The organism is Algoriphagus halophilus (assembly GCF_900129785.1).
Taxonomy (GTDB): Bacteria; Bacteroidota; Bacteroidia; order Cytophagales; family Cyclobacteriaceae; genus Algoriphagus; species Algoriphagus halophilus.
This window is the reverse complement of record NZ_FSRC01000001.1, coordinates 2,641,556-2,661,610: the sequence shown is the minus strand read 5'-3', so window position 1 is coordinate 2,661,610 and position 20,055 is coordinate 2,641,556. Positions and strand designations below refer to the sequence as shown.

General features: G+C 40.8%; 14 protein-coding genes. 5 read left to right on the top strand and 9 right to left on the bottom strand.

Annotated elements, in window-relative coordinates:
- Positions 1–120: 120 nt before the first annotated feature.
- The gene (gene acnA / locus BUR11_RS11085) at positions 121–2,895 is read left to right on the top strand and encodes an aconitate hydratase AcnA (protein ID WP_074224874.1); all 2,775 of its coding nucleotides are present in this window, start codon (positions 121–123) and stop codon (positions 2,893–2,895) included.
- Positions 2,896–2,956: 61 nt separating this feature from the next.
- Here the strand turns inward: acnA and BUR11_RS11080 are convergent, their stop codons facing one another.
- Entirely contained in the window at positions 2,957–3,706 is a 750-nt protein-coding gene (locus BUR11_RS11080; protein ID WP_074224873.1) for an energy transducer TonB, read from the bottom strand.
- A 64-nt stretch (positions 3,707–3,770) separates the two neighbouring features.
- Positions 3,771–4,556, bottom strand: a complete 786-nt coding sequence (locus BUR11_RS11075; RefSeq protein WP_084560933.1) for an energy transducer TonB — start codon at positions 4,554–4,556, stop codon at positions 3,771–3,773.
- Positions 4,557–4,710: 154 nt separating this feature from the next.
- Here BUR11_RS11075 and pgi point away from each other — a divergent pair, with 154 nt between their 5' ends.
- Positions 4,711–6,354 carry a glucose-6-phosphate isomerase gene (gene pgi / locus BUR11_RS11070; RefSeq protein WP_074224871.1) on the top strand — a complete coding sequence of 548 codons (1,644 nt, stop codon included), beginning with the start codon at positions 4,711–4,713 and terminating at the stop codon, positions 6,352–6,354.
- Positions 6,355–6,421: 67 nt separating this feature from the next.
- Here pgi and BUR11_RS11065 read toward each other — a convergent pair whose 3' ends face one another.
- The 4 genes from BUR11_RS11065 to recQ all read right to left on the bottom strand — a co-directional run bounded on the left by BUR11_RS11065 (position 6,422) and on the right by recQ (position 11,938).
- Complete coding sequence (locus BUR11_RS11065) at positions 6,422–6,877, bottom strand: gliding motility lipoprotein GldH (protein WP_074224870.1); 456 nt, start codon at positions 6,875–6,877, stop codon at positions 6,422–6,424.
- Positions 6,870–8,324, bottom strand: coding sequence for a regulatory iron-sulfur-containing complex subunit RicT (gene ricT, locus BUR11_RS11060; RefSeq protein ID WP_074224869.1), 1,455 nt, complete (start codon positions 8,322–8,324; stop codon positions 6,870–6,872). Before ricT ends, BUR11_RS11065 begins: the two co-directional genes overlap by 8 nt.
- Positions 8,325–8,456: 132 nt before the next feature.
- The gene (gene purD / locus BUR11_RS11055) at positions 8,457–9,746 is read right to left on the bottom strand and encodes a phosphoribosylamine--glycine ligase (protein ID WP_074224868.1); all 1,290 of its coding nucleotides are present in this window, start codon (positions 9,744–9,746) and stop codon (positions 8,457–8,459) included.
- A gap of 14 nt (positions 9,747–9,760) precedes the next feature.
- Positions 9,761–11,938: a DNA helicase RecQ gene (gene recQ / locus BUR11_RS11050; protein ID WP_074224867.1), complete on the bottom strand. Its 2,178-nt coding sequence runs from the start codon at positions 11,936–11,938 to the stop codon at positions 9,761–9,763.
- A 98-nt stretch (positions 11,939–12,036) separates the two neighbouring features.
- Between recQ and BUR11_RS11045 the strand changes: the two genes are divergently transcribed.
- A complete protein-coding gene (locus BUR11_RS11045) occupies positions 12,037–13,005 on the top strand; it encodes a KpsF/GutQ family sugar-phosphate isomerase (protein ID WP_074224866.1) in 969 nt (322 codons plus the stop codon).
- A 7-nt stretch (positions 13,006–13,012) separates the two neighbouring features.
- Positions 13,013–14,086 (top strand): mannose-1-phosphate guanylyltransferase, encoded by a 1,074-nt coding sequence (locus BUR11_RS11040; RefSeq protein ID WP_074224865.1) that lies wholly within the window; start codon positions 13,013–13,015, stop codon positions 14,084–14,086.
- Between the two features lie 15 nt (positions 14,087–14,101).
- Here the strand turns inward: BUR11_RS11040 and rlmB are convergent, their stop codons facing one another.
- Complete coding sequence (gene rlmB, locus BUR11_RS11035; RefSeq protein WP_074224864.1) at positions 14,102–14,881, bottom strand: 23S rRNA (guanosine(2251)-2'-O)-methyltransferase RlmB; 780 nt, start codon at positions 14,879–14,881, stop codon at positions 14,102–14,104.
- Positions 14,854–16,089, bottom strand: coding sequence for a GWxTD domain-containing protein (locus tag BUR11_RS11030; RefSeq protein WP_074224863.1), 1,236 nt, complete (start codon positions 16,087–16,089; stop codon positions 14,854–14,856). Before BUR11_RS11030 ends, rlmB begins: the two co-directional genes overlap by 28 nt.
- 61 nt (positions 16,090–16,150) lie before the next feature.
- Between BUR11_RS11030 and BUR11_RS11025 the strand changes: the two genes are divergently transcribed.
- Positions 16,151–16,927: a class I SAM-dependent methyltransferase gene (locus BUR11_RS11025; protein ID WP_074224862.1), complete on the top strand. Its 777-nt coding sequence runs from the start codon at positions 16,151–16,153 to the stop codon at positions 16,925–16,927.
- Positions 16,928–16,951: 24 nt separating this feature from the next.
- On the opposite strand, the gene BUR11_RS11020 is transcribed toward BUR11_RS11025, so the two are convergent.
- The gene (locus tag BUR11_RS11020) at positions 16,952–19,936 is read right to left on the bottom strand and encodes a glycosyltransferase family 117 protein (RefSeq protein WP_074224861.1); all 2,985 of its coding nucleotides are present in this window, start codon (positions 19,934–19,936) and stop codon (positions 16,952–16,954) included.
- Positions 19,937–20,055: the final 119 nt, after the last annotated feature.

Sequence of the window (20,055 nt, the reverse complement as noted above, 5' to 3'; positions counted from 1 at the left end):
GTAAGAAGTAAAATTGACCAAGCCTTTGATTGAAGGAAATAGCGAGTGGGGAATGAATTCTATCTTTCGTAATTTGGTTACTAATAAAACGCTTCTTCATAGACCTAAACAATTTTTATCATGAACCAAGATCCATTTCAAATTAAATCAAGTTTAACAACTGATTCCGGTACTTTTGATTATTGGAGTTTGGATAAGCTCCATCAAGCTGGGCATGAGATTAAAAAGTTACCATTCTCCATTCGGATTTTATTGGAAAATGCCCTTCGAAACTATGATGCCTTTTCCATTACCAAAGAGCATTTAGATACTATTTTAAACTGGAAACCAGAAGCATCAGAAGCGGATATTCCTTTTAAACCTGCAAGAGTTTTAATGCAGGATTTTACGGGAGTTCCAGCCGTAGTAGACATCGCTTCCCTGAGATCGGAGGCCCAGCGTAAAGGAAAAGATCCAGAAAGAATCAACCCATTGATCCCTGTAGATTTGGTGATAGATCATTCGGTTCAAGTAGATTATTTTGGAACCAATTACAGTTATCAACGGAATGTGGAAGTAGAATATGAGCGGAATGCCGAACGGTATCAGTTTTTGAAATGGGCACAAAAATCCTTTGATAATTTTTCTGTAGTACCTCCAGGAATGGGGATTTGTCATCAGGTAAACCTCGAATACTTGGCTCAGGGAGTGATTATGCGTGATGGGAAGGTATTTCCAGACACCTTGGTAGGTACCGATTCACATACCCCAATGGTCAATGGAATTGGGGTCGTAGGATGGGGAGTTGGCGGAATTGAGGCCGAAGCAGCCCTATTAGGTCAACCCATTTTCTTTATCATGCCAGAGGTAGTTGGTTTGAAATTGACCGGTAAACTACCTGCTGGAACCACTGCGACAGACATGGTTTTGACCATTACCGAATTGCTCAGAAAACATGGAGTGGTGGGTAAGTTTGTGGAGGTATTTGGACCAGGGTTGGATCATTTGACGGTGCCGGATCGGGCGACCATTTCCAACATGTCTCCGGAATTTGGATGTACAGTTTCCTATTTCCCAATAGATGACAGAACTCTTGATTACATGGCCAAGACCAATAGAAGCAACAGCCAGATTAAATTGGTAGAGGACTATTGCAAAGCGAATTTATTATGGAGGAAAGAGGAGGATTTGATCCAGTATTCCTCTGTTGTAGAATTGGATTTAGGAACGGTAGAGGCAACGGTATCTGGACCCAAAAGACCTCAGGATAAAATTTTGGTTCGAAACTTTAAACCAAAATTTGAAGAGTTATTACATTCCATGCATGGTAGACAATACATTCCAATAGATAAAAGAGAGGAAGGAAGAATGCTTGCTGAGGGTGGTGGACAATCCTCAAAAGAGGCAAAAAATTCCCCTCAGGATGTCGCATTTAAAACAGAAGTAAAAAACGGGTTGAAATCGGTTACCATTGATTTAAACTATGAAAAATTTACGCTTTATGATGGATCTATTGTCATCGCTGCCATCACTTCCTGTACCAATACCTCCAATCCAGCAGTGATGCTGGGTGCAGGCTTAGTAGCCAAAAAGGCATTGGAAAGGGGATTGGATGTGAAGCCTTGGGTAAAAACCTCCTTGGCTCCAGGTTCGAAAGTCGTGACAGATTACTTGAGCAAAGCAGGCTTATTGGAAGAATTGGAAGCCCTCAAATTCCATACTGTTGGGTATGGTTGTACTTCCTGTATCGGAAATTCAGGGCCCTTACCTAACCATATTGCCAAAGCAGTGGAGGATAATGATTTGGTCGTAGCTTCCGTACTTTCGGGAAATCGAAATTTTGAAGCCAGAGTCCATCCTCAAGTGAAAATGAATTACCTCATGTCTCCCATGTTGGTGGTTGTGTACGCCTTGGCGGGGAGAGTAGATGTGGATTTGTACAATGAGCCAATAGGATATGACCCCAACCAAGAACCGGTTTATCTCAAAGACATTTGGCCTACCACCGCGGAAATAGATGAGATTTCCAGAAAAGTGTTGACACCCGATGATTACGAGAAAAATTATGGGGAGATATTCGAGGGAAATGACATCTGGAAAAAATTGAATTCAGGGGAAGGGTCTATATATCCATGGGATGATTCCAGTACCTATATCAAAGAAGCCCCCTTTTTCAAAGGAATCTCAATGGATTTGCAAAGTCCAAAGAATATCGAAAACGCAAGAGTTTTATTAAAGCTAGGAGACTCTATTACCACAGACCACATTTCTCCAGCAGGTTCATTTAAGGCTGATACTCCAGCTGGGAAGTATTTAAATGGAAGAGGGGTGCAGCGGCCTGATTTCAATTCCTATGGTTCAAGAAGAGGAAATGATGAAGTGATGGTTCGAGGTACATTTGCCAATGTTCGGATCAAGAACCAACTCTCTACCCAAGAAGGAGGCTTTACCAACTACATTCCTGATGATGAGGAAATGACAGTTTTTGATGCCTCCCAAAAATACCAGGCCGATGGGACTCCCTTGATTGTCTTGGCCGGAAAAGAATATGGTTCAGGATCTTCCAGAGATTGGGCTGCCAAGGGAACCAATTTATTGGGTATTAAAGCTGTGATTGCAGAAAGCTATGAGCGTATTCACCGAAGCAATCTGGTGGGAATGGGAGTCCTACCTCTACAGTTTATTTCAGGAGAGCATGCCGAAAGTTTGGGCTTAACAGGTTTTGAAACCTTTAGTATCGAAGGTATTTCGGATGGATTGAAACCTGGCCAACGCTTTAGGGTGGAAGCAGTGGATCAAGATGGAAATAAAAAGGAGTTTCATGTAAAATCCCGATTGGATTCTGAGGTAGAGATTGCTTATTACCAACACGGAGGAATCCTGAATTATGTATTAAGAGATTTCTTAAAGGACTAGATTCCCATAGAGTTGTTTTATAATACTTCAAAACCCGTCATTTATGGCGGGTTTTTTTCTTTTAACTCATGGCAAAGCGGATAGGGATGGTAAAGAAGGCCTTGGTTGGGTTACCTTGATAATCAATGGCAGGTTCAAAATCGAGATTTATTTTTTCCAAGACTCTGATTGCCTCTTTGATTAAGGATGGATGAACTTCTCCCGGATTGGCCCAATAAAGGTGAATCAATTGACCGTTTTCATCTACTTCAATTCCCACTAGAGCCGTACCGGTTTCCCTCAGGTTTCGTGCTTCGGGGGGATAATGAAGCTCCTTTGCCAAAGCCTTTTGAAAATCTTTCTTGTCAATTTTTGGTTTGGGAAGCATAGGATTAAATTCCCCTGTGATCCAAGCCGAATCCATATTTCCTCTGTAGAAATAATAGATTTTATCTTCTAAATAGGTCAGTTTTGAGACCACCTGTTCCCCCTCCAAAAATACTTTCACAAAACTGCTGTTATCTAGATTTTTAATCTCTGAAGAAACTAGATTTTGAAGACTATCATAGGTAGAAGTGATTGCTTCATGGTAGCCTAATTCCTCATTGTATTTTTCTTTCTTTTGACTAACCAATCGATTTTGAAGATCATAGGTTTTTGTTATTGCCATGTCATCTTTTTCACTGATCACTTGATTAAATGCATGTGCTTCAGGAGTATTGTCTTGAATGGGAACTAGGTACTTATTCAGCTTGAGGACCACTCTTTCTTGTGCTATCAGAGGCTGAAAACATAAAAAAGTGATCAAAAAAATGAAACAATACTTATGCATTTCCAGGGGTAATAACTAATTCTTTGTGTGAATATAGCGAACGATGGAGGAATATGAAATTTTTCTATTTATAATAATAAAACCCTATCGGTAAATAGAGCCAAGCTTCAACAGTTTCCCCTTTATAGTCGATGGCAGGATTGTAGTTTCCTACAAACAATTCTCCTATTCGCAGTGCTTCAGTTGATAAGATGGGGGGTAGGTCATGGAGATTGGCAACCTCAGTCTTTAGTCGTTGACCATTCTTGTCAATTAAAAATGCTAGGATAACTGTACCCTCAAAACCTTGAGATTGGGCTTCTTGTAAGAACCTTTTTTCTTTCAGAACAAATTTTTTCCAGTCCTTATCATTAGGGAATAGGGATGGTTCAAAATCATTCTTGTTGGAAGAATACCTATTAGCTCCAGATTTTCTCCAAATTTCAAACTCATTGTTGCCATAATGGGCCACATGGGCCACCTGAACCCCGTCTTGATAATAGAAGTAGAACTTTTCACGGTTCTGTTTATTTTCCTCACTTCTAAGAATTAACTGGCCCTGTAGATCAAATACTTTTACTACTTCTTCAATGGCCCCGGTTTTAGAGTTGAGGTCGGTCTCAATGGTTTTGATCACTCTGTTTTGGGCATCACTTATCTGGGTGAACGTGGATCCATCTTCATTGATATTTTGTAATTGAGAATACACAGTGGTAGGATCATCGAAAGAGGAAGTTTTAAAGAAATGTTGATTTAGAGGAGTGATTTCAAAGTCTTGGCTTTGTACAGCAAATGCCTTTCCTAGTCCTACCAAGCATAGACAGCATGCAAATAGAATGGGTTTGTAAGAGGTTATTGATTTGAGCTTCATTCCATCTCAATCTATTTATTTTTCATTGGAGTAACAAAAGGCAAATCCTTCCTTTTCGGAAAGGAGAATACAAACTTGTTTTCAAGAAAGAAAAGACTTTTATCCCACAAGATAAGTCTTAATTTTGTTGCCCATACCTATAATTAACCTAGCCATGAAATCTATCAATCCTACCACAACAGCTGCTTGGAAAAGATTATTAGACCTTGCCGAAGAGCATAAAGACCTAAAAATAACCTCCCTATTAGAAGAGCACGAAAGATTCGAACGATACAGTCTTCGACTGGACGATATTCTAGTTGATTATTCTAAAAATAAGGTGAACGATGTCATTCTGAAGGCACTTTGTGATTTAGCCCGCGAGACGGAGCTTCATCTAGCCATCGAGGATATGTTTACCGGCAAAGCCATCAATGAAACTGAAGGAAGAGCAGTATTGCATACAGCTTTGAGGAACCCGTCAGATCGAGCTGTTTATTTAGATGGGGAAGATGTGATGATCGAGGTCCAAAAGGTTTTGGATCAGATGAAAGTCTTTGCGGACAAAATTCAAAATAAACAATGGTTAGGTTATACTGGAAAGCCGATCAAATCCTTGGTAAATATTGGGATAGGAGGTTCAGATCTGGGCCCTGTCATGGTAACGGAGGCTTTGAAACCCTATCAGAATCCTGATATTGACTGCTATTTTGTTTCCAATGTAGATGGGACACATATTGCAGAAACCCTGAAAAAAGTAGATCCGGAAACCACGCTTTTCTTTATAGCTTCCAAGACTTTTACGACACAGGAAACCATGACCAATGCACATTCTGCCAGGGATTGGTTTGTAGGATATGCAAAAGATGAAGCGGCTGTATCCAAGCATTTCGTAGCCTTGTCAACCAATGCCAAAGCAGTAGAAGCATTTGGAATTGACCCTGCCAATATGTTCTCATTTTGGGATTGGGTAGGAGGCAGGTATTCTTTATGGTCCGCCATTGGTTTGCCGATTGCTTGTACGATAGGATTTGAAAATTTTGAACAATTGCTTCAAGGCGCCCATGTCATGGATGAACATTTCCGCCACTCCATGTTTGATAGAAATATTCCTATTGTGTTGGCATTGATCGGTATTTGGAATACCAATTTCTTGGGAGCTACTTCGGAGGCCATACTTCCTTATGATCAGTATATGCATCGTTTCGCTGCCTATTTCCAGCAAGGAAATATGGAAAGTAACGGAAAATACGTCAGCAGAAATGGAAACAAGGTAGCTTACACTACCGGACCAATTATCTGGGGAGAGCCGGGCACCAATGGTCAACACGCATTTTATCAATTGATCCACCAAGGAACCCATTTGATTCCTTGTGACTTTATTGCACCTGCCATTTCCCATAATCCTATTGGGGATCATCACCAAAAATTGCTTTCCAATTTCTTTGCTCAGACCGAGGCTCTGGCAAAAGGGAAGTCCCTGGAGGAAGTGAAAAAAGAAATGAAAGCAGCAGGAAAGTCTGATGAGCAAATTGAAAAGATTGCACCTCATCGGGTTTTTGAAGGAAACCGACCTACCAATTCAATTTTGGTGAAAAAGATTACACCTTACACCTTAGGTTCACTGATCGCCATGTACGAACATAAGATTTTTGTTCAAGGGGTGATTTGGGATATCTTTAGTTTTGACCAGTGGGGTGTGGAACTAGGGAAAGTATTGGCGAATGGAATCCTTCCTGAGTTGAAAGGTGATGAAAAAGTGACTTCCCATGATGGCTCCACCAATGGATTAATCAATGCCTATAAAAAGATGCGATAAATAAGAATACGATCAGCATCCAATGAAAAAGCCTATTCAGAAACTGAATAGGCTTTTTCTTGTTATGTTATTGGAGGATTTTTAATCCAACAGCTTCAATGCCCGGAAGCTGATTTTGCCTCATATATTGTAAGAGGGTGACTTTCTTGGTGTGGTTAGGTAATTGAAAAGGAAGAGAGTCATAAAAGGTATAGGTGCTTCCAAACCCATCACCCAGAGGTTCTCCTGTTTTCGAATCAAACAATGGAACATTGATTAATTTATTTTCAATAATGGTTCCAGTGGAGTCCTGACTGAGTACCCTTACATAGCAATTGGAAAAAGCGTATTCCTCATTAAACCGAAACGCGATAAGACTTTGATTGTCTTGCAACTGAACAGCACTTAAATCAAAATGAAGACTATCCTCCATTGCCCAGTTTTGAGTGGGTAATGCTTTGAATTCCTCAAAAACCCGATCATCGGAACAGGATGAAATACCTAAACCCATTAACGCAATAAGGAAAACAAAAACCCTATTCATTTCCAGATGAATTTGGATTGGGCCCTTGATTTTTCCTAGGTGGAAATTTTCTTTTACCTCCTGATTTACCTTCTGGTTTAGGGGTTGGTTTGCCTTCTCCTTTAGGGGCAGACTTAGGACCTTGTTTAGGGTTAGGATGTTGTTTCTTCCCTTCCTGGTTTCGAGGCTTGTTTTGTCTTTTTTCTCCGGGTTGGTTGGGATTAGGTTTATTTCCGCCTGGTCTTTTAGGAGGATTATTTCCTTGCGCTGGCGGAGTGGCCTGTTGATTCCTATTCCGGTTTCTATTGTTTCGATTCTTTTTTCTTTTAGGTTCCCCTGGTTGATTTGGATTAGCCTGCTGTGGAGCTGCCTCCTTAGAAGGTGCTGGATTTGCTTTTTGATTCCTATTGGAATCAGCGGTTTGTTGAGTTGTGTTGGAGTTGTTTCTGGATTTATTTCTGGATTTTCTCTTCTTTTTGCCAGTAGAGAATTTCTTGTCCAGAAGTTCAAGTTCCCTCGTAGATTTAGCAGCAAGATCCTCTATATCCGATGCTTCATTTACCTGAAGGTTAAAAACTTTGACCCCTTTTGCATTGATTTCCAAAATCTCAGTCACACGCTCGCAGCTGATGCTATGCCAATCATTTTCGTTATTATAGCTAAACCACATCATTTTTCTGAAGATGTCGGTTTTTTGGAGTTTGGCAGGGCCCGATTCTGTTTGAAGTGGACGCTCAATTTGAGGGATGTCTTTGATGGCATCCATATAGGTGTCCAATTCATAATTAAGGCAGCATTTTAATCTCCCGCACTGCCCGCTGAGCTTGCCCGGATTAAGAGATAAATTTTGGTAGCGAGCTGCAGAAGTGCTGACATTTTTGAAATCTACCAACCAGGTTGAGCAGCATAATTCTCTCCCACAAACTCCTAAACCTCCGATTCTACCAGCTTCTTGACGAAGACTGATCTGGCGCATCTCCACTCGAATGCGGAATTCACCAGCTAGGACTTTTATCAACTCCCTAAAGTCAACCCGTTCGTCTGCTGAATAGTAAAATGTAGCTTTTGAATTATCTGCCTGGTATTCGATATCAGACATTTTCATTTTCAAACCGAGTTCTTCCACGATTTGCTTGCATCGATACAAGGTGGGGATTTCTCGGTTTTTGGCCTCAGCCCACTTTTCCAAATCTTTTTCAGTAGCTTTTCTGTAGATTCTGAGTATTTCATCATCATTTTTGATTTTTCGCTTCTGCATCTGTAGGCGAACCAATTCACCTTGCAGGGAAACGTAACCAATATGATGTCCATTGGGTACATCCACGACTACAGGGTCACCTGTCGTCAAAGGAAGGTAATCGACATTTCTGTAATAATCTTTTCGCCCCCCTTTAAACTTCACTTCCACGATATCAAAGGTGTCCACCTCTGGAATTCCCATATGACCTAACCAGTCAAATGAGTTCATTTTATTGCAATCACTCGTTCCGCAACTCCCATTATTTTGGCAGCCACCGGTACCTCCAGAGGAGGTCGAGCAAGTAGTACATCCACTCATAAGTATATATTTACAGGACCTTGATCCTGGGTAAGATTGGGTTTACTTCATCAGATTCAAGATATCTTGACCGATATCTTTTCTGTAATACGATTTTTCCCAAGTAATATTTTCAACTGTGGAAAAAGCGTTAGTTAAAGCCGATTCTAGAGTTTTGCCCATTCCAGTAACTGCCAACACTCTACCGCCTTGGTTTACCAACTGGTTCTTATCGTTTGTAGAGGTTCCGGCATGGAAAACAATCGTATGCTCGGCCTCTTGTGGTAAGCTAATCGGAAATCCTTTTTGATAAGATTCAGGATATCCTCCGCTCACCATGACTACAGTAGTGGCATATTCAGGAGAAATTTCCAATTGGTATTGGTCCAAGGTTCCCGTTCCAATGCCTACCAGTAAGTCCACAAAATCACTGGTGATTCGTGGTAGTACTGCCTCTGTTTCAGGGTCTCCCATTCTTACATTGTATTCTATTACATAAGGCTGCCCGTTGTTATTCATCAATCCTATGAACAGAAAACCTTTGTAAGGGATATTTTCTTTAGATAGACCATCTACAGTAGGTTTGACTACCAATTCCTCTACTTTTTTCATGTAGGCTTCATCGGCGAAAATCACAGGGCTTACAGCACCCATTCCTCCGGTATTCAAACCCGTATCACCTTCACCGATTCTCTTATAATCTTTGGCTTCAGGTAAAATTTTGTAACTCTTTCCATCCGTAGCCACAAATACCGAAAGCTCGATTCCTTGAAGGAATTCTTCTACAACCACTTTCGCTGAGGCTGCGCCAAACTTATGATCGATCAGCATTTCCTTGAAGGATTCCTTGGCTTCCTCCAAAGTTTGGCAGATCAATACTCCTTTGCCTGCAGCAAGCCCATCTGCTTTTAAAACGATAGGCAAGTTTTGAGTTTCCAGATAAGCAAGTCCTGCTTCAATATCCTCTGCGGTGAAAGTCTCATAAGCCGCAGTTGGAACATGGTTGCGCTGCATAAATCTTTTGGAGAAGTCCTTACTTCCCTCTAGGGTAGCTCCAAGTTGAGAAGGACCAACTACGGGGATAGATGCGGTCTCGGACTCGTTTTGCAGGTAATCCACTACACCTTTTACCAAAGGCTCTTCTGGGCCTACCACAACCAACTCAATGGAATGCTCAAGAATAAAATTTTTTATTCCTTCAAAATCAGTAATTGAAAGTGGGATGTTTTTTGCAATGCTTGAAGTTCCAGCATTTCCAGGAGCCACATATAGCTGTGTGCATTTTGGGCTTTGTACAATTTTCCAGGCGAAAGCATGTTCTCTGCCTCCGCTGCCTAATAAGAGTATATTCATTGACTCAATTCACGTTAATTAGCATGCTCGGAAATAAACTTGATTCGATAGACCCGCAATTCATCTTCTGCGAAATCCTCGTCTTCCAGTTCTTCCAAAGCATCTTTAATTCGATCGCTTTCTGCATTCATGAAATAATCATGGAGTAAATCCTCACGTTCCTCATCCATGATGTGTTCAATGTAGTAATCGATATTTAATTTTGTTCCACTATAGATAATTTGCTCAATTTCCTGAAGAAGTTCAGACATGCTGATGTTCAAGTTGTCCGCAATTTCATCTAAGTCTATTTTACGATCAATCTGTTGGATAATCGTAATTTTTATTTTTGACCTTGATCCTGCTGACTTCACTACCACTTCTGAAGCAGTCTCAATCTCATTTTCTTCTACATAGGTAGAAATAATCCTCAAGAATGACGCACCAAATTTAGCGACTTTTCCCATACCAACACCGTTGATTTGGGCAAGTTCCTCTCGAGTCGTTGGGTAAACGGTTGCCATTTCTTCCAAAGAAGGGTCTTGGAAGATGACATAAGGTGGTAAGCCTTTTGACTTTGCTACTTTTTTTCGCTCCGCTTTGAGGAGCTCAAATAGTTTTTCATCATAAGCAATCCCTGCTGTAATTGGTACATCAGGAGTACTGGATGGGTCTTCTGTCGCGTAATCGTGATCCTTATACAGATTGACAGAATAGGGTGCTTCTATAAATTCTTTACCCTTTGGAGTAAGCTTCAACACGCCAAATGATTCAATATCCTTTTCTAACAGGTCAAAAATCATGGCTTGCCGGATGATGGAAGTCCAATATTTTTCAGGAACTTCTTTTCCTTTTCCAAATACAGGAAGCTGATCGTGTTTGTAGCTGGTGACGTATTCGGTAGGCTCTCCAATGATTACTTTCACCAGGTGCTCAAGTCCAAACCGTTCATTGGTTTGAAGGGCTGCTTCCAATGCGGTTTGTATGTAGGTCATCCCCTCAAAAATCTCGCGGTCTCTCTTACAATTATCACAGTATCCACAATCCTTTTCGAATGTCTCCCCAAAATAATTCAGGATAAACTTCCTTCTACATACTCCGGTTTCGGCGTAGGCTGCCATTTCCTGAAGTAAAACCCGTGCATTCTCTCGTTCGGTAACAGGTTTGTCTTTATTGAACTTGTCCAATTTGACAATGTCCTCGTACTTGTAAAACATGAGGCAATGTCCTTCCAGCCCGTCGCGACCTGCTCTTCCGGTTTCCTGGTAATACCCTTCTAGTGATTTGGGTACATCGTAATGGATCACGTAACGGACATCCGGTTTATCAATCCCCATCCCGAAGGCGATGGTGGCCACAATGACGTCTAGCTCCTCATTTAAAAAATCATCTTGATTTTTTATCCGGACGGCTGATTCCAATCCCGCATGATAGGGAGCTGCATTGATTTGATTTACCTGAAGGAGTTGGGCGATTTCTTCTACCTTTTTTCTACTCAGGCAATAGATGATTCCGGACTTTCCTTTATGGGACTTGATGAACTTAATCAGCTGCTTTTTAGACTCATTTTTTAATTTGGGCCTAACCTCGTAATACAAATTGGTTCGATTAAAGGAAGACTTGAACAAATCTGCTTCCTCCATCTGAAGGTTTCGTTGTATGTCTTGCTGCACTTTAGGGGTGGCAGTAGCGGTCAAAGCGATGATAGGTAGATTAGGGGCTATTTGAGCCACTATGGATTTTATTTTTCGGTATTCAGGCCGAAAATCATGTCCCCATTCTGAGATACAGTGTGCCTCATCAATCGCCACAAAACTCAAATGTGCTGATTTGAGAAACGTGACATTTTCTTCCTTAGTGAGAGATTCCGGTGCCACATAAAGCAACTTGGTTTTTTTGCTTAATACCTCATTTTTCACTTTTGTCGCCTCTGATTTATTCAGCGTTGAATTTAGGAAATGGGCATTGATACCAATGGCATTCAGTTGGTCTACCTGATTTTTCATCAATGCAATCAAAGGCGATATGACTATCGCCGTACCATCAGACACAACTGCTGGCAATTGATAACACAATGACTTCCCCGCCCCAGTCGGCATGATGACGAAGGTGTTTTTTTGGCTTAGTAAATTATCGACGATGGGTTCTTGATTCCCACGGAACTGGCTAAAGCCAAATATTTTTTTGAGTTCTGATTTTACTTTTTCTTCCACTTGAAACAGGTGCTTTAAAGGGTGCTCTTAGCCTGTAAACAGGAATGATTAATTACTTTTATACCTTTGTACGAAAATACTCATAAACGCAGGTAAAATTGAATTTAACTAAAAATATTAGAAATACAGCCACTCGGGTATTGCAAAATGAGGCGAATGCTGTTTTAAATTTAGTAGAGTATATAGATGGTGATTTTGAGGCATGTGTGGAAAGGATTTTAAACTCAACGGGAAGAGTGGTAATCACAGGTGTCGGGAAAAGTGCCATTGTTGCCAATAAAATTGTAGCAACTTTAAATTCAACCGGAACACCTGCTCTATTTATGCATGCGGCAGATGCTATTCATGGTGACTTAGGGATGATCCAGGAGGATGATGTGGTGATTTGCATTTCTAAAAGTGGAAATACTCCTGAGATTAAAGTGTTGGTTCCTCTTCTAAAAAAATCAGGATCTGTACTGGTTGCACTTGTCAGTAATGTCAAAAGTTATTTGGCAGAACATGCAGATTATGTCCTGAATGCAACCATAGGAGAAGAAGCTTGCCCGCATAATTTAGCTCCCACCACCAGTACCACTACGCATATGGCCATGGGGGATGCTTTGGCAGTTTGTTTATTGGAGGCGAGAGGCTTTACCTCAGAGGATTTTGCCAAATACCACCCGGGAGGATCTCTTGGAAAACAGTTGTATCTTAAAGTCAAGGATTTATTGAACAAAGAGCAATTGCCTATGGTGAATGAAGCAGCGGGGTTGGCAGAAGTAATTGTAGAAATCTCAGGAAAACGATTGGGAGCCACAGCGGTCATTGATTCGGGGGGAAACTTAAAAGGGATCATTACTGATGGGGATTTGAGAAGGATGTTGGAGAAAAGCCTGGATATCCAAAAGCTAACTGCAGGGGATATTATGACGGTAAACCCAAAGACTATTTCACAAGATGAATTTGCCATTCGTGCATTAAATCAGATGAAAAGTCATAATATCACACAACTTGTAGCCATGGATGGGGACAAAATCGCTGGATTTGTTCATATTCATGATTTGATGAAAGAAGGAATTGTTTAAACCCAAAATGCAGGTAAAACCATATATCGTCATTATGGCAGGGGGCATTGGCTCCAGATTTTGGCCATACAGTCGGAACGACCGACCGAAGCAATTTTTAGATATTCTAGGTACTGGCAGGACCTTGCTCCAAATGACCTATGATCGGTTTCAGGAAATTTCCAGTCCAGATAAGTTTTATGTGGTAACGAATCAACAGTACTTTGATTTAGTCAAGGAGCAGTTACCTGAAATAAGCGATAACCAGATCCTGACAGAGCCGCTCCGGAGAAATACAGCTACCTGCATTGCTTATGCTGTCTATAAAATCAATGCCATTGACCCTAAGGCTACCTTAGTGGTCGCTCCAGCAGATCATTTAATTACGCAGGAAAATAAGTTTCATGCTGCCATCGATCAAGCATGTCATGCAGCTCAGACAGAGGGTAGATTAATTACCATGGGAATTCAGCCCAATCGACCGGAAACCGGCTATGGGTATATTCAATACCTGGAAGAGGAAGGTCAGGAGATTTTTAAGGTCAAAACATTTACCGAAAAGCCTAATTTGAAACTTGCCAAAACCTTTTTGGAGAGCGGTGATTTTGTATGGAATTCCGGGATGTTTATTTGGAAGGTTTCCAGCATTATCTCTGCCTATGAAAAATATATGCCTGATGTGTCTGAGGTATTTAATGAGGGGATTGAGTTTCTTGGTAAAGAAAATGAACATGAATTCATCACCAAAGCCTATTCTTTGTTAAAAAATATATCCATTGACAATGGGATTATGGAGCATTCAGATCAGGTGTATGTGATCCCAGCTACTTTTGGTTGGTCCGATTTAGGTTCTTGGAATAGCCTCCATGAATTAAAGAAAAAGGATAAGAAAAACAATGTAGTGGAGGGAAATGCCATCTTGTACGATACAGAAAATTCTTATGTAAAAGTCAGCAGCGATAAACTGGTGGTGGTCCAGGGATTAGATAATTACCTGGTGAATGAATCGGATAATGTCATTCTGATTTGTAAGCTGGATGCAGAAAAAAAATTCAGAGAGTTTGTGGCCAATGCAAAAAAGAAAGGGAAGGACTTTGTTTGACCTTCCCCAAGAACCTTATTTGTTTGTTCGTTGCCTCATAGCCTCATAAATGGCTACCCCGGCAGAAACTGAAACATTTAAACTCTCAATTTTACCAAGCATTGGGATATTCACTTTTTCGTCTACTATTCCCATTAGCTCATTTGAAATTCCATCTTCTTCCGAGCCCATGATCATGGCTACAGGAGCTGAAAAATCAGCTTCATACATGCTCTTATCCGTCTTTTCAGTGATGGCAATTAAAGTCAGCCCGCTTTTTTGCAAATCCCTACAGGTATAGAAGAGGTTTTTGACTCTGGCTACCGGTAAGAAATTCAAAGCACCGGCAGAAGTTTTTACCGCATCCGAATTAATCTGTGCACTTCCTTTGGAGGGGATGACAATGGCATCCACCCCGGCGCACTCAGCAGACCTTGCAATGGCACCAAAATTCCTGACATCCGTAATTCTATCCAAAATCAATATCAAAGGGGATTTTCCAGCAGAAAAGCAAGTTTCAATGACATGATCCAATGAGGCATACTCAATGGAAGAAATGTACGCTACCACCCCTTGGTGATTTTTACGGGTTATTCTATTGAGTTTCGCATCTGGTACTCGAACTACAGGGACGCCATCTGCTTTGCAGAGCTTCAGCAATTCCTTGATCAAGTCGTTGTTTAACTCTTTTTGAATCAGTACTTTGTCTATTTCTTTTCCTGCATGGATTGCCTCCATGACAGCTCTTGTCCCAAAAAGAAAATCTTTCTCGGTTGCTCCTTTATCAATCAGAAAGCCATCTTTCCGCTTCTCCATATGGATATGTTTTTAAACCAAACAGGCTGATATGCTCTGGAGCGGTTCAGCGAGTAATAGTGTGGGTTTAGAATATTCTTAACTCGGACAAAAGTAAAGCGAATTTTTGAACTCTCATTCATACCCATGTAAGTCCATACTTCTCTATCCTGATAAAAGTTGACCTCATTCGGTGGCCCCATGACCACATAGATCATCCCTCGATCTGTTTTCCAACCTTCTTTAAAGTCTGTAAATAAGATGTTTGCAAACTCGATCTGACGGAAATACTCACGAATTAAGTCTTTTGCAATGTCCGGGTTTCGGGTCAAATTATACCAATATTCATCTAGCGCTTTCTTTTTATCTTCCGCTGCAAGTAAGGTTTCATGTTCTTTTCTGGTGGATATATAGGTGACCATTTGAATCATTTCCTCCCAATCTTTCACTTTAGGGAATGCCTCGTGGGTGGTTTTCAATAACAATCCAGTGCTAGCGCTGGTGTCACCTTGAATGAAATAATACCCTTCATTATCCAAGCTTTCAGGTACATTGGTTAGAAAATCTCCTTCATCTATTACTTCCAGTTCTTTGGGTACAGTGGCAGGTTTCGTCTCCATAGGGGGGTAAGGGACATCGAAGGTAGCCGGATAATAAAATTCATGAAGACTAGGACCTTCCTCTGATTTGAAGAGAAGGGACTGACCTTTAGTTAAGAAATTTTGGTCAAAGGGAACGTTATTGGCATAATAGGCTCCAAAAGAGGGTTGCTCAAAGACAAAAGGACTTTTCAAGTCAATATGGTAATAATATTCATCCGCCTGCCTTGTATCCAACACAGAAAGTAAAGCTACTGCAACTTCTTGATCTGCCGGAATGCTGACAGTCTTTTCAAAGAACCAATGCCTTTCTGTATCTAGCTTGATATCATTTTCTGTAAGAATTGTTACCTCATCATCCATGATCTCTTGATCATAACTGTTGAGGATCATGTAAGAGAAACTAAATGTATTGAAGTTGATATCTTCTTCAATTTTCTCTACGACCATCTGCAATTTATAATCGGTCTCATTCTCTTTGATAGGAATGATTTTTAGTCCTAATCTAGAGTACCTCGAATACCGAAGTGCTTGATTGAGGCTGTTTAGCTTCTTCTGTGAAAAAGCCGGATGGATGGCTAGAAATGCCAGTAGAAAAAATGAGAAAAGGATGTTTGTTCTAAGCTTCATTAGGTGATTCTATCGGGTTTTAAAAATTAACCTTACTTTTGCCAAAATAGTAAAATTTTGTATGGCTACCTATACAACGGAAATTGCTTCTGACAAGTTAATTAGTGACAGTCCTATTCATCAACGTTTGCTGAAAGCATACATTGCTGCCCAGCCCTGGATTTCTGGCAAATTGCTGGAAGTGGGATGTGGAGAAGGCAGGGGAGTGGAAATATTATTGCCTCATGCTAGCGGTTACTTAGGGATTGATAAGATCCAGGAAGTAATCGATATGCTCCAGCAAAAATTCCCTGATGTTTCTTTCAAGCAAGCAGTCATCCCGCCATTTGCAGGGATAGAAGATAACTCATTTGATACAGTGGTAAGTTTTCAGGTGATCGAACATATTGAAAACGATCGCTTGTTTTTGGAAGAGATTTACCGGGTTTTAAAACCGGGAGGTAAGGCAATTATTTCCACGCCGAATATTAACCATACGCTTTCAAGAAATCCTTGGCATGTCAGGGAATATACTCCTCAACAATTAATTGATCTTTCGAAATCAATTTTTGATCAGGTGGAGGCAAAAGGAGTGGGTGGAACGGACAAGGTCTGGACGTATCATCAGGCCAATCGGGAATCTGTCAATAAAATCATGCGGTTTGATATTTTTGATTTGCAGCACAAGCTTCCTGCATCGATACTTCGCATGCCTTATGAAATATTGAATAGGATCAATAGAAATAAGCTTCATAAACAAAAGTCCAGCAAAGCCATGGATATTACCCATGAAGATTATCCCATTGTAGAAGATCCTGCTCAGGGATTGGATTTGTTTTACATCCTACATAAAAAATAAAAAGAGGCCCTTGGGCCTCTTTTTTTATCTTCTATCAATCTCGGTAGGGAGCGCTTCTGCTCCCATATAGGCGGTGAGCCTAGCTTTTAATTCATCCGCTTTTTCTTGGTAACCTCGCTCTTCCAAAAGAGGGATGAAATACCTGATCATTTCTACGGAAATCATCATTTCCCGGTCATAATCACGGTTTTCTGCGGTATAGAATTCAATCATATCCAACGATTTTTTGGATACTTTATCTATGATGTCTAGGGCTTTTTCTTCTTCGCCTACTTCAAAGAACAAGGGTACTGACTGTCCACTTGAAAGATCGTAAGGAATTGCAACATGAGGCATCACCTCAAGCCCATAGTTTAGGATGTTTGCTGCTTTATCCATTTCATTTTGATCCAATAAAGCGATGGCAATAGAGTTTAAAGCACTTCTATGATTGGAAGCAAACCTTCTATATTCCTCATCCAGGTATGCATCAGGATCGTCCATTCCCCTAAATGCAAACTTCTCCATGAAGTTTTTGTAAGCTAAGTCTGCATTGACTAATTCATCCCTGATGAAGTCAGGTTTCTGAATAGGAAGGAGTCTATAAGTCAATCCTTCATTGACCACATGGCTTTCCAGGTCAATTCCAATCGTGGAAAGGGAAGTGTTATTGAAATAGATTGGTCTTTCCCAATTATTGGTGGTGATCAAATCGATCAACATCAAAGTTCCCTTAGTGAGGTACTGTCCTTTCACTCTCAGATTAATTTGAGGAGTGAATAACGGAGTGAACTCTTCTGGAATGATATCTTTATTGGCCACAGAAGCAGAATCCACATCCAGAATCAGGTTTCTGGAAGGAACCATGTTGACCACACTTTTTCCTCCCGTGTTGACATTCAATCTTGGATCTCCGGAATTCAGCAAAGAAAGGTAGGCTTTAACCGATATGGCAGAGTTTGGATTTTCGTCTCCTGTGACGTAAAGTACGTCGTTGGTTCCTTTTTGGTACCTGTTTTTATCCAAACTAAATGGTAATGCCTCTGATTCATTGACCGGTCGGGTCATTTGTTCCACGTACCAATCCGTATCAAAATAGCTGAGTACAATTACTCTCACATCCGTACGGAATCCCTCTACCTCCTGTACATACCAAAGCGGGAAGGTATCATTATCACCCCCAGTAAACAGAATGGCATTTGGAGCACAAGATGCCAAGAAATTTCTTGCAGAATCCACTGAGAAATATCTTCCTTGTCTATTGTGATCATCCCAAGTCTGGCTTGCTACCAGCCCCACAATTGGCATTGTCAATAGGGTGGCAACCAACCCAGCGGTAGCCAAATTCTTATTCATTTTACCTATGGCATGGGCAATGCCTATTACGCCCATTCCCAGCCAGATAGCAAAAGCATAGAAACTACCCACATAAATATAATCTCTTTCTCTCGGCTCCACCGGAGGGGAATTCAGGTAGAGTACCAGTACCACTCCCATCATCAGGAATAGCATCAAGTTGACATAGAAAGATTTTGGATCGTATTTGGCTTGGAAGAACATTCCGATAATCCCTAATAAGAGTGGGAGCATCAAGTAGTTATTATGCCCCTTGTTCTCCTTGATATAATCAGGGTATTTATCAGACAGGGCATCCGTAATTCCAATCCAAGGAGCATCTGAAAAGTCACTTTCACGACCGGAGAAATTCCACATGAAATACCTCCAATACATTTGCCCTAACTGATGGCTAAACATAAAGTATAAGTTATCGCCGAATGTCGGGTCCTGACCTTCTCTTAAGCCAAGTTTTTGTCTATAAATCCGTTTATGGTTTTCCTGAGTAGAATATACCCGAGGTAGAATCGTGGTCTTGCTTTTCTCGTAGATGTTTTTCAGCCCATAATCCACAATTTCATACTTGTCTTCCCCCTTCATATAGACTGGATCCCCTTCTTCCTGGTCCACCAATTTGGCTGTGAAGTATTGACCATGGAGCAGAGGACGATACCCGTATTGTTCCCTTTTTAGGTAGGATACATAGCTGATGATATCCTTAGGGGCATTTTCATTGATGATGGGGTCTTGATTGGCACGAATGACAATTAAGGCATAACTGCTATATCCAATTAAGATAAACACCAAGGAAAGTAGAGCGGTGTTGAGGGTAGCATTTTCCTTGCTTCTGGAATATTTATAAGCAAAAAACAAAGCCGTAAAGAACACAATCGCAAAGAAGATAATCCCTGATCCAAAAGGAAGTCCTAAAGAATTGACAAAGAATATCTCCATGGAACCTGCAAGGCTAGGTAAGCCAGGAATAATAAAGTTGTTGATGATGACCAAGGCTACTCCACCGCCCAAAAAGGCAAGAATGGCACCTTTTATAGTTGGTTTCTCATACTTCTTAAAATAATAAATCAGCGCCAGAGCAGGTAGGGTCACTAAGTTTAGCAAGTGAACGCCAATGGAAAGTCCTACCAAATAAGCGATGAAGATCATCCATTTATTTTCATCTCTAGGATCTTTGATGACATCCCATTTCAAAAATGCCCAGATGACAATGGCAGTAAAGAAAGAAGACATGGCGTATACTTCTGCTTCCACCGCTGAAAACCAAAAGCTGTCACTGAATGTATAAAACAAGGAACCTACGATTCCAGCACCCATTAAGGTAATTACTTGCCCTTTGCTCTCTTTTCCTTCCTCCATTTTGTAAAGTCTTCTTCCAAAGAGGGTAATGGACCAGAACAGGAATAAAATAGTAAATGCAGAAAAAAGCGCACTTCCTACATTCATCCAATAAGCCACCTCTAAGGGATCACCTAGCGCTAGGAAGCTAAACATTCGGTAAACCAGCAAAAAGAATGGTGCTCCTGGAGGGTGGGGCACTTGCAGTTTATAAGAAACAGCGATGAATTCTCCTGGATCCCAGAAACTTGCCGTCTCTTCGGCTGTCAAAATATATACGATCGCGGCCACGGTAAAAACCACCCAGCCGGTTAAATTATTGATTTGCTTATACTTGAGCATTAATTCGGAATATTAGACTGGCGAAAATAAAAAAATAATTCCCAACTGAGGATTTTTTAGCACTTTTTAAAAGTTAAAGGTAAAATAGAAATCTAGCCCTTTGTGATAAAAATTACTGT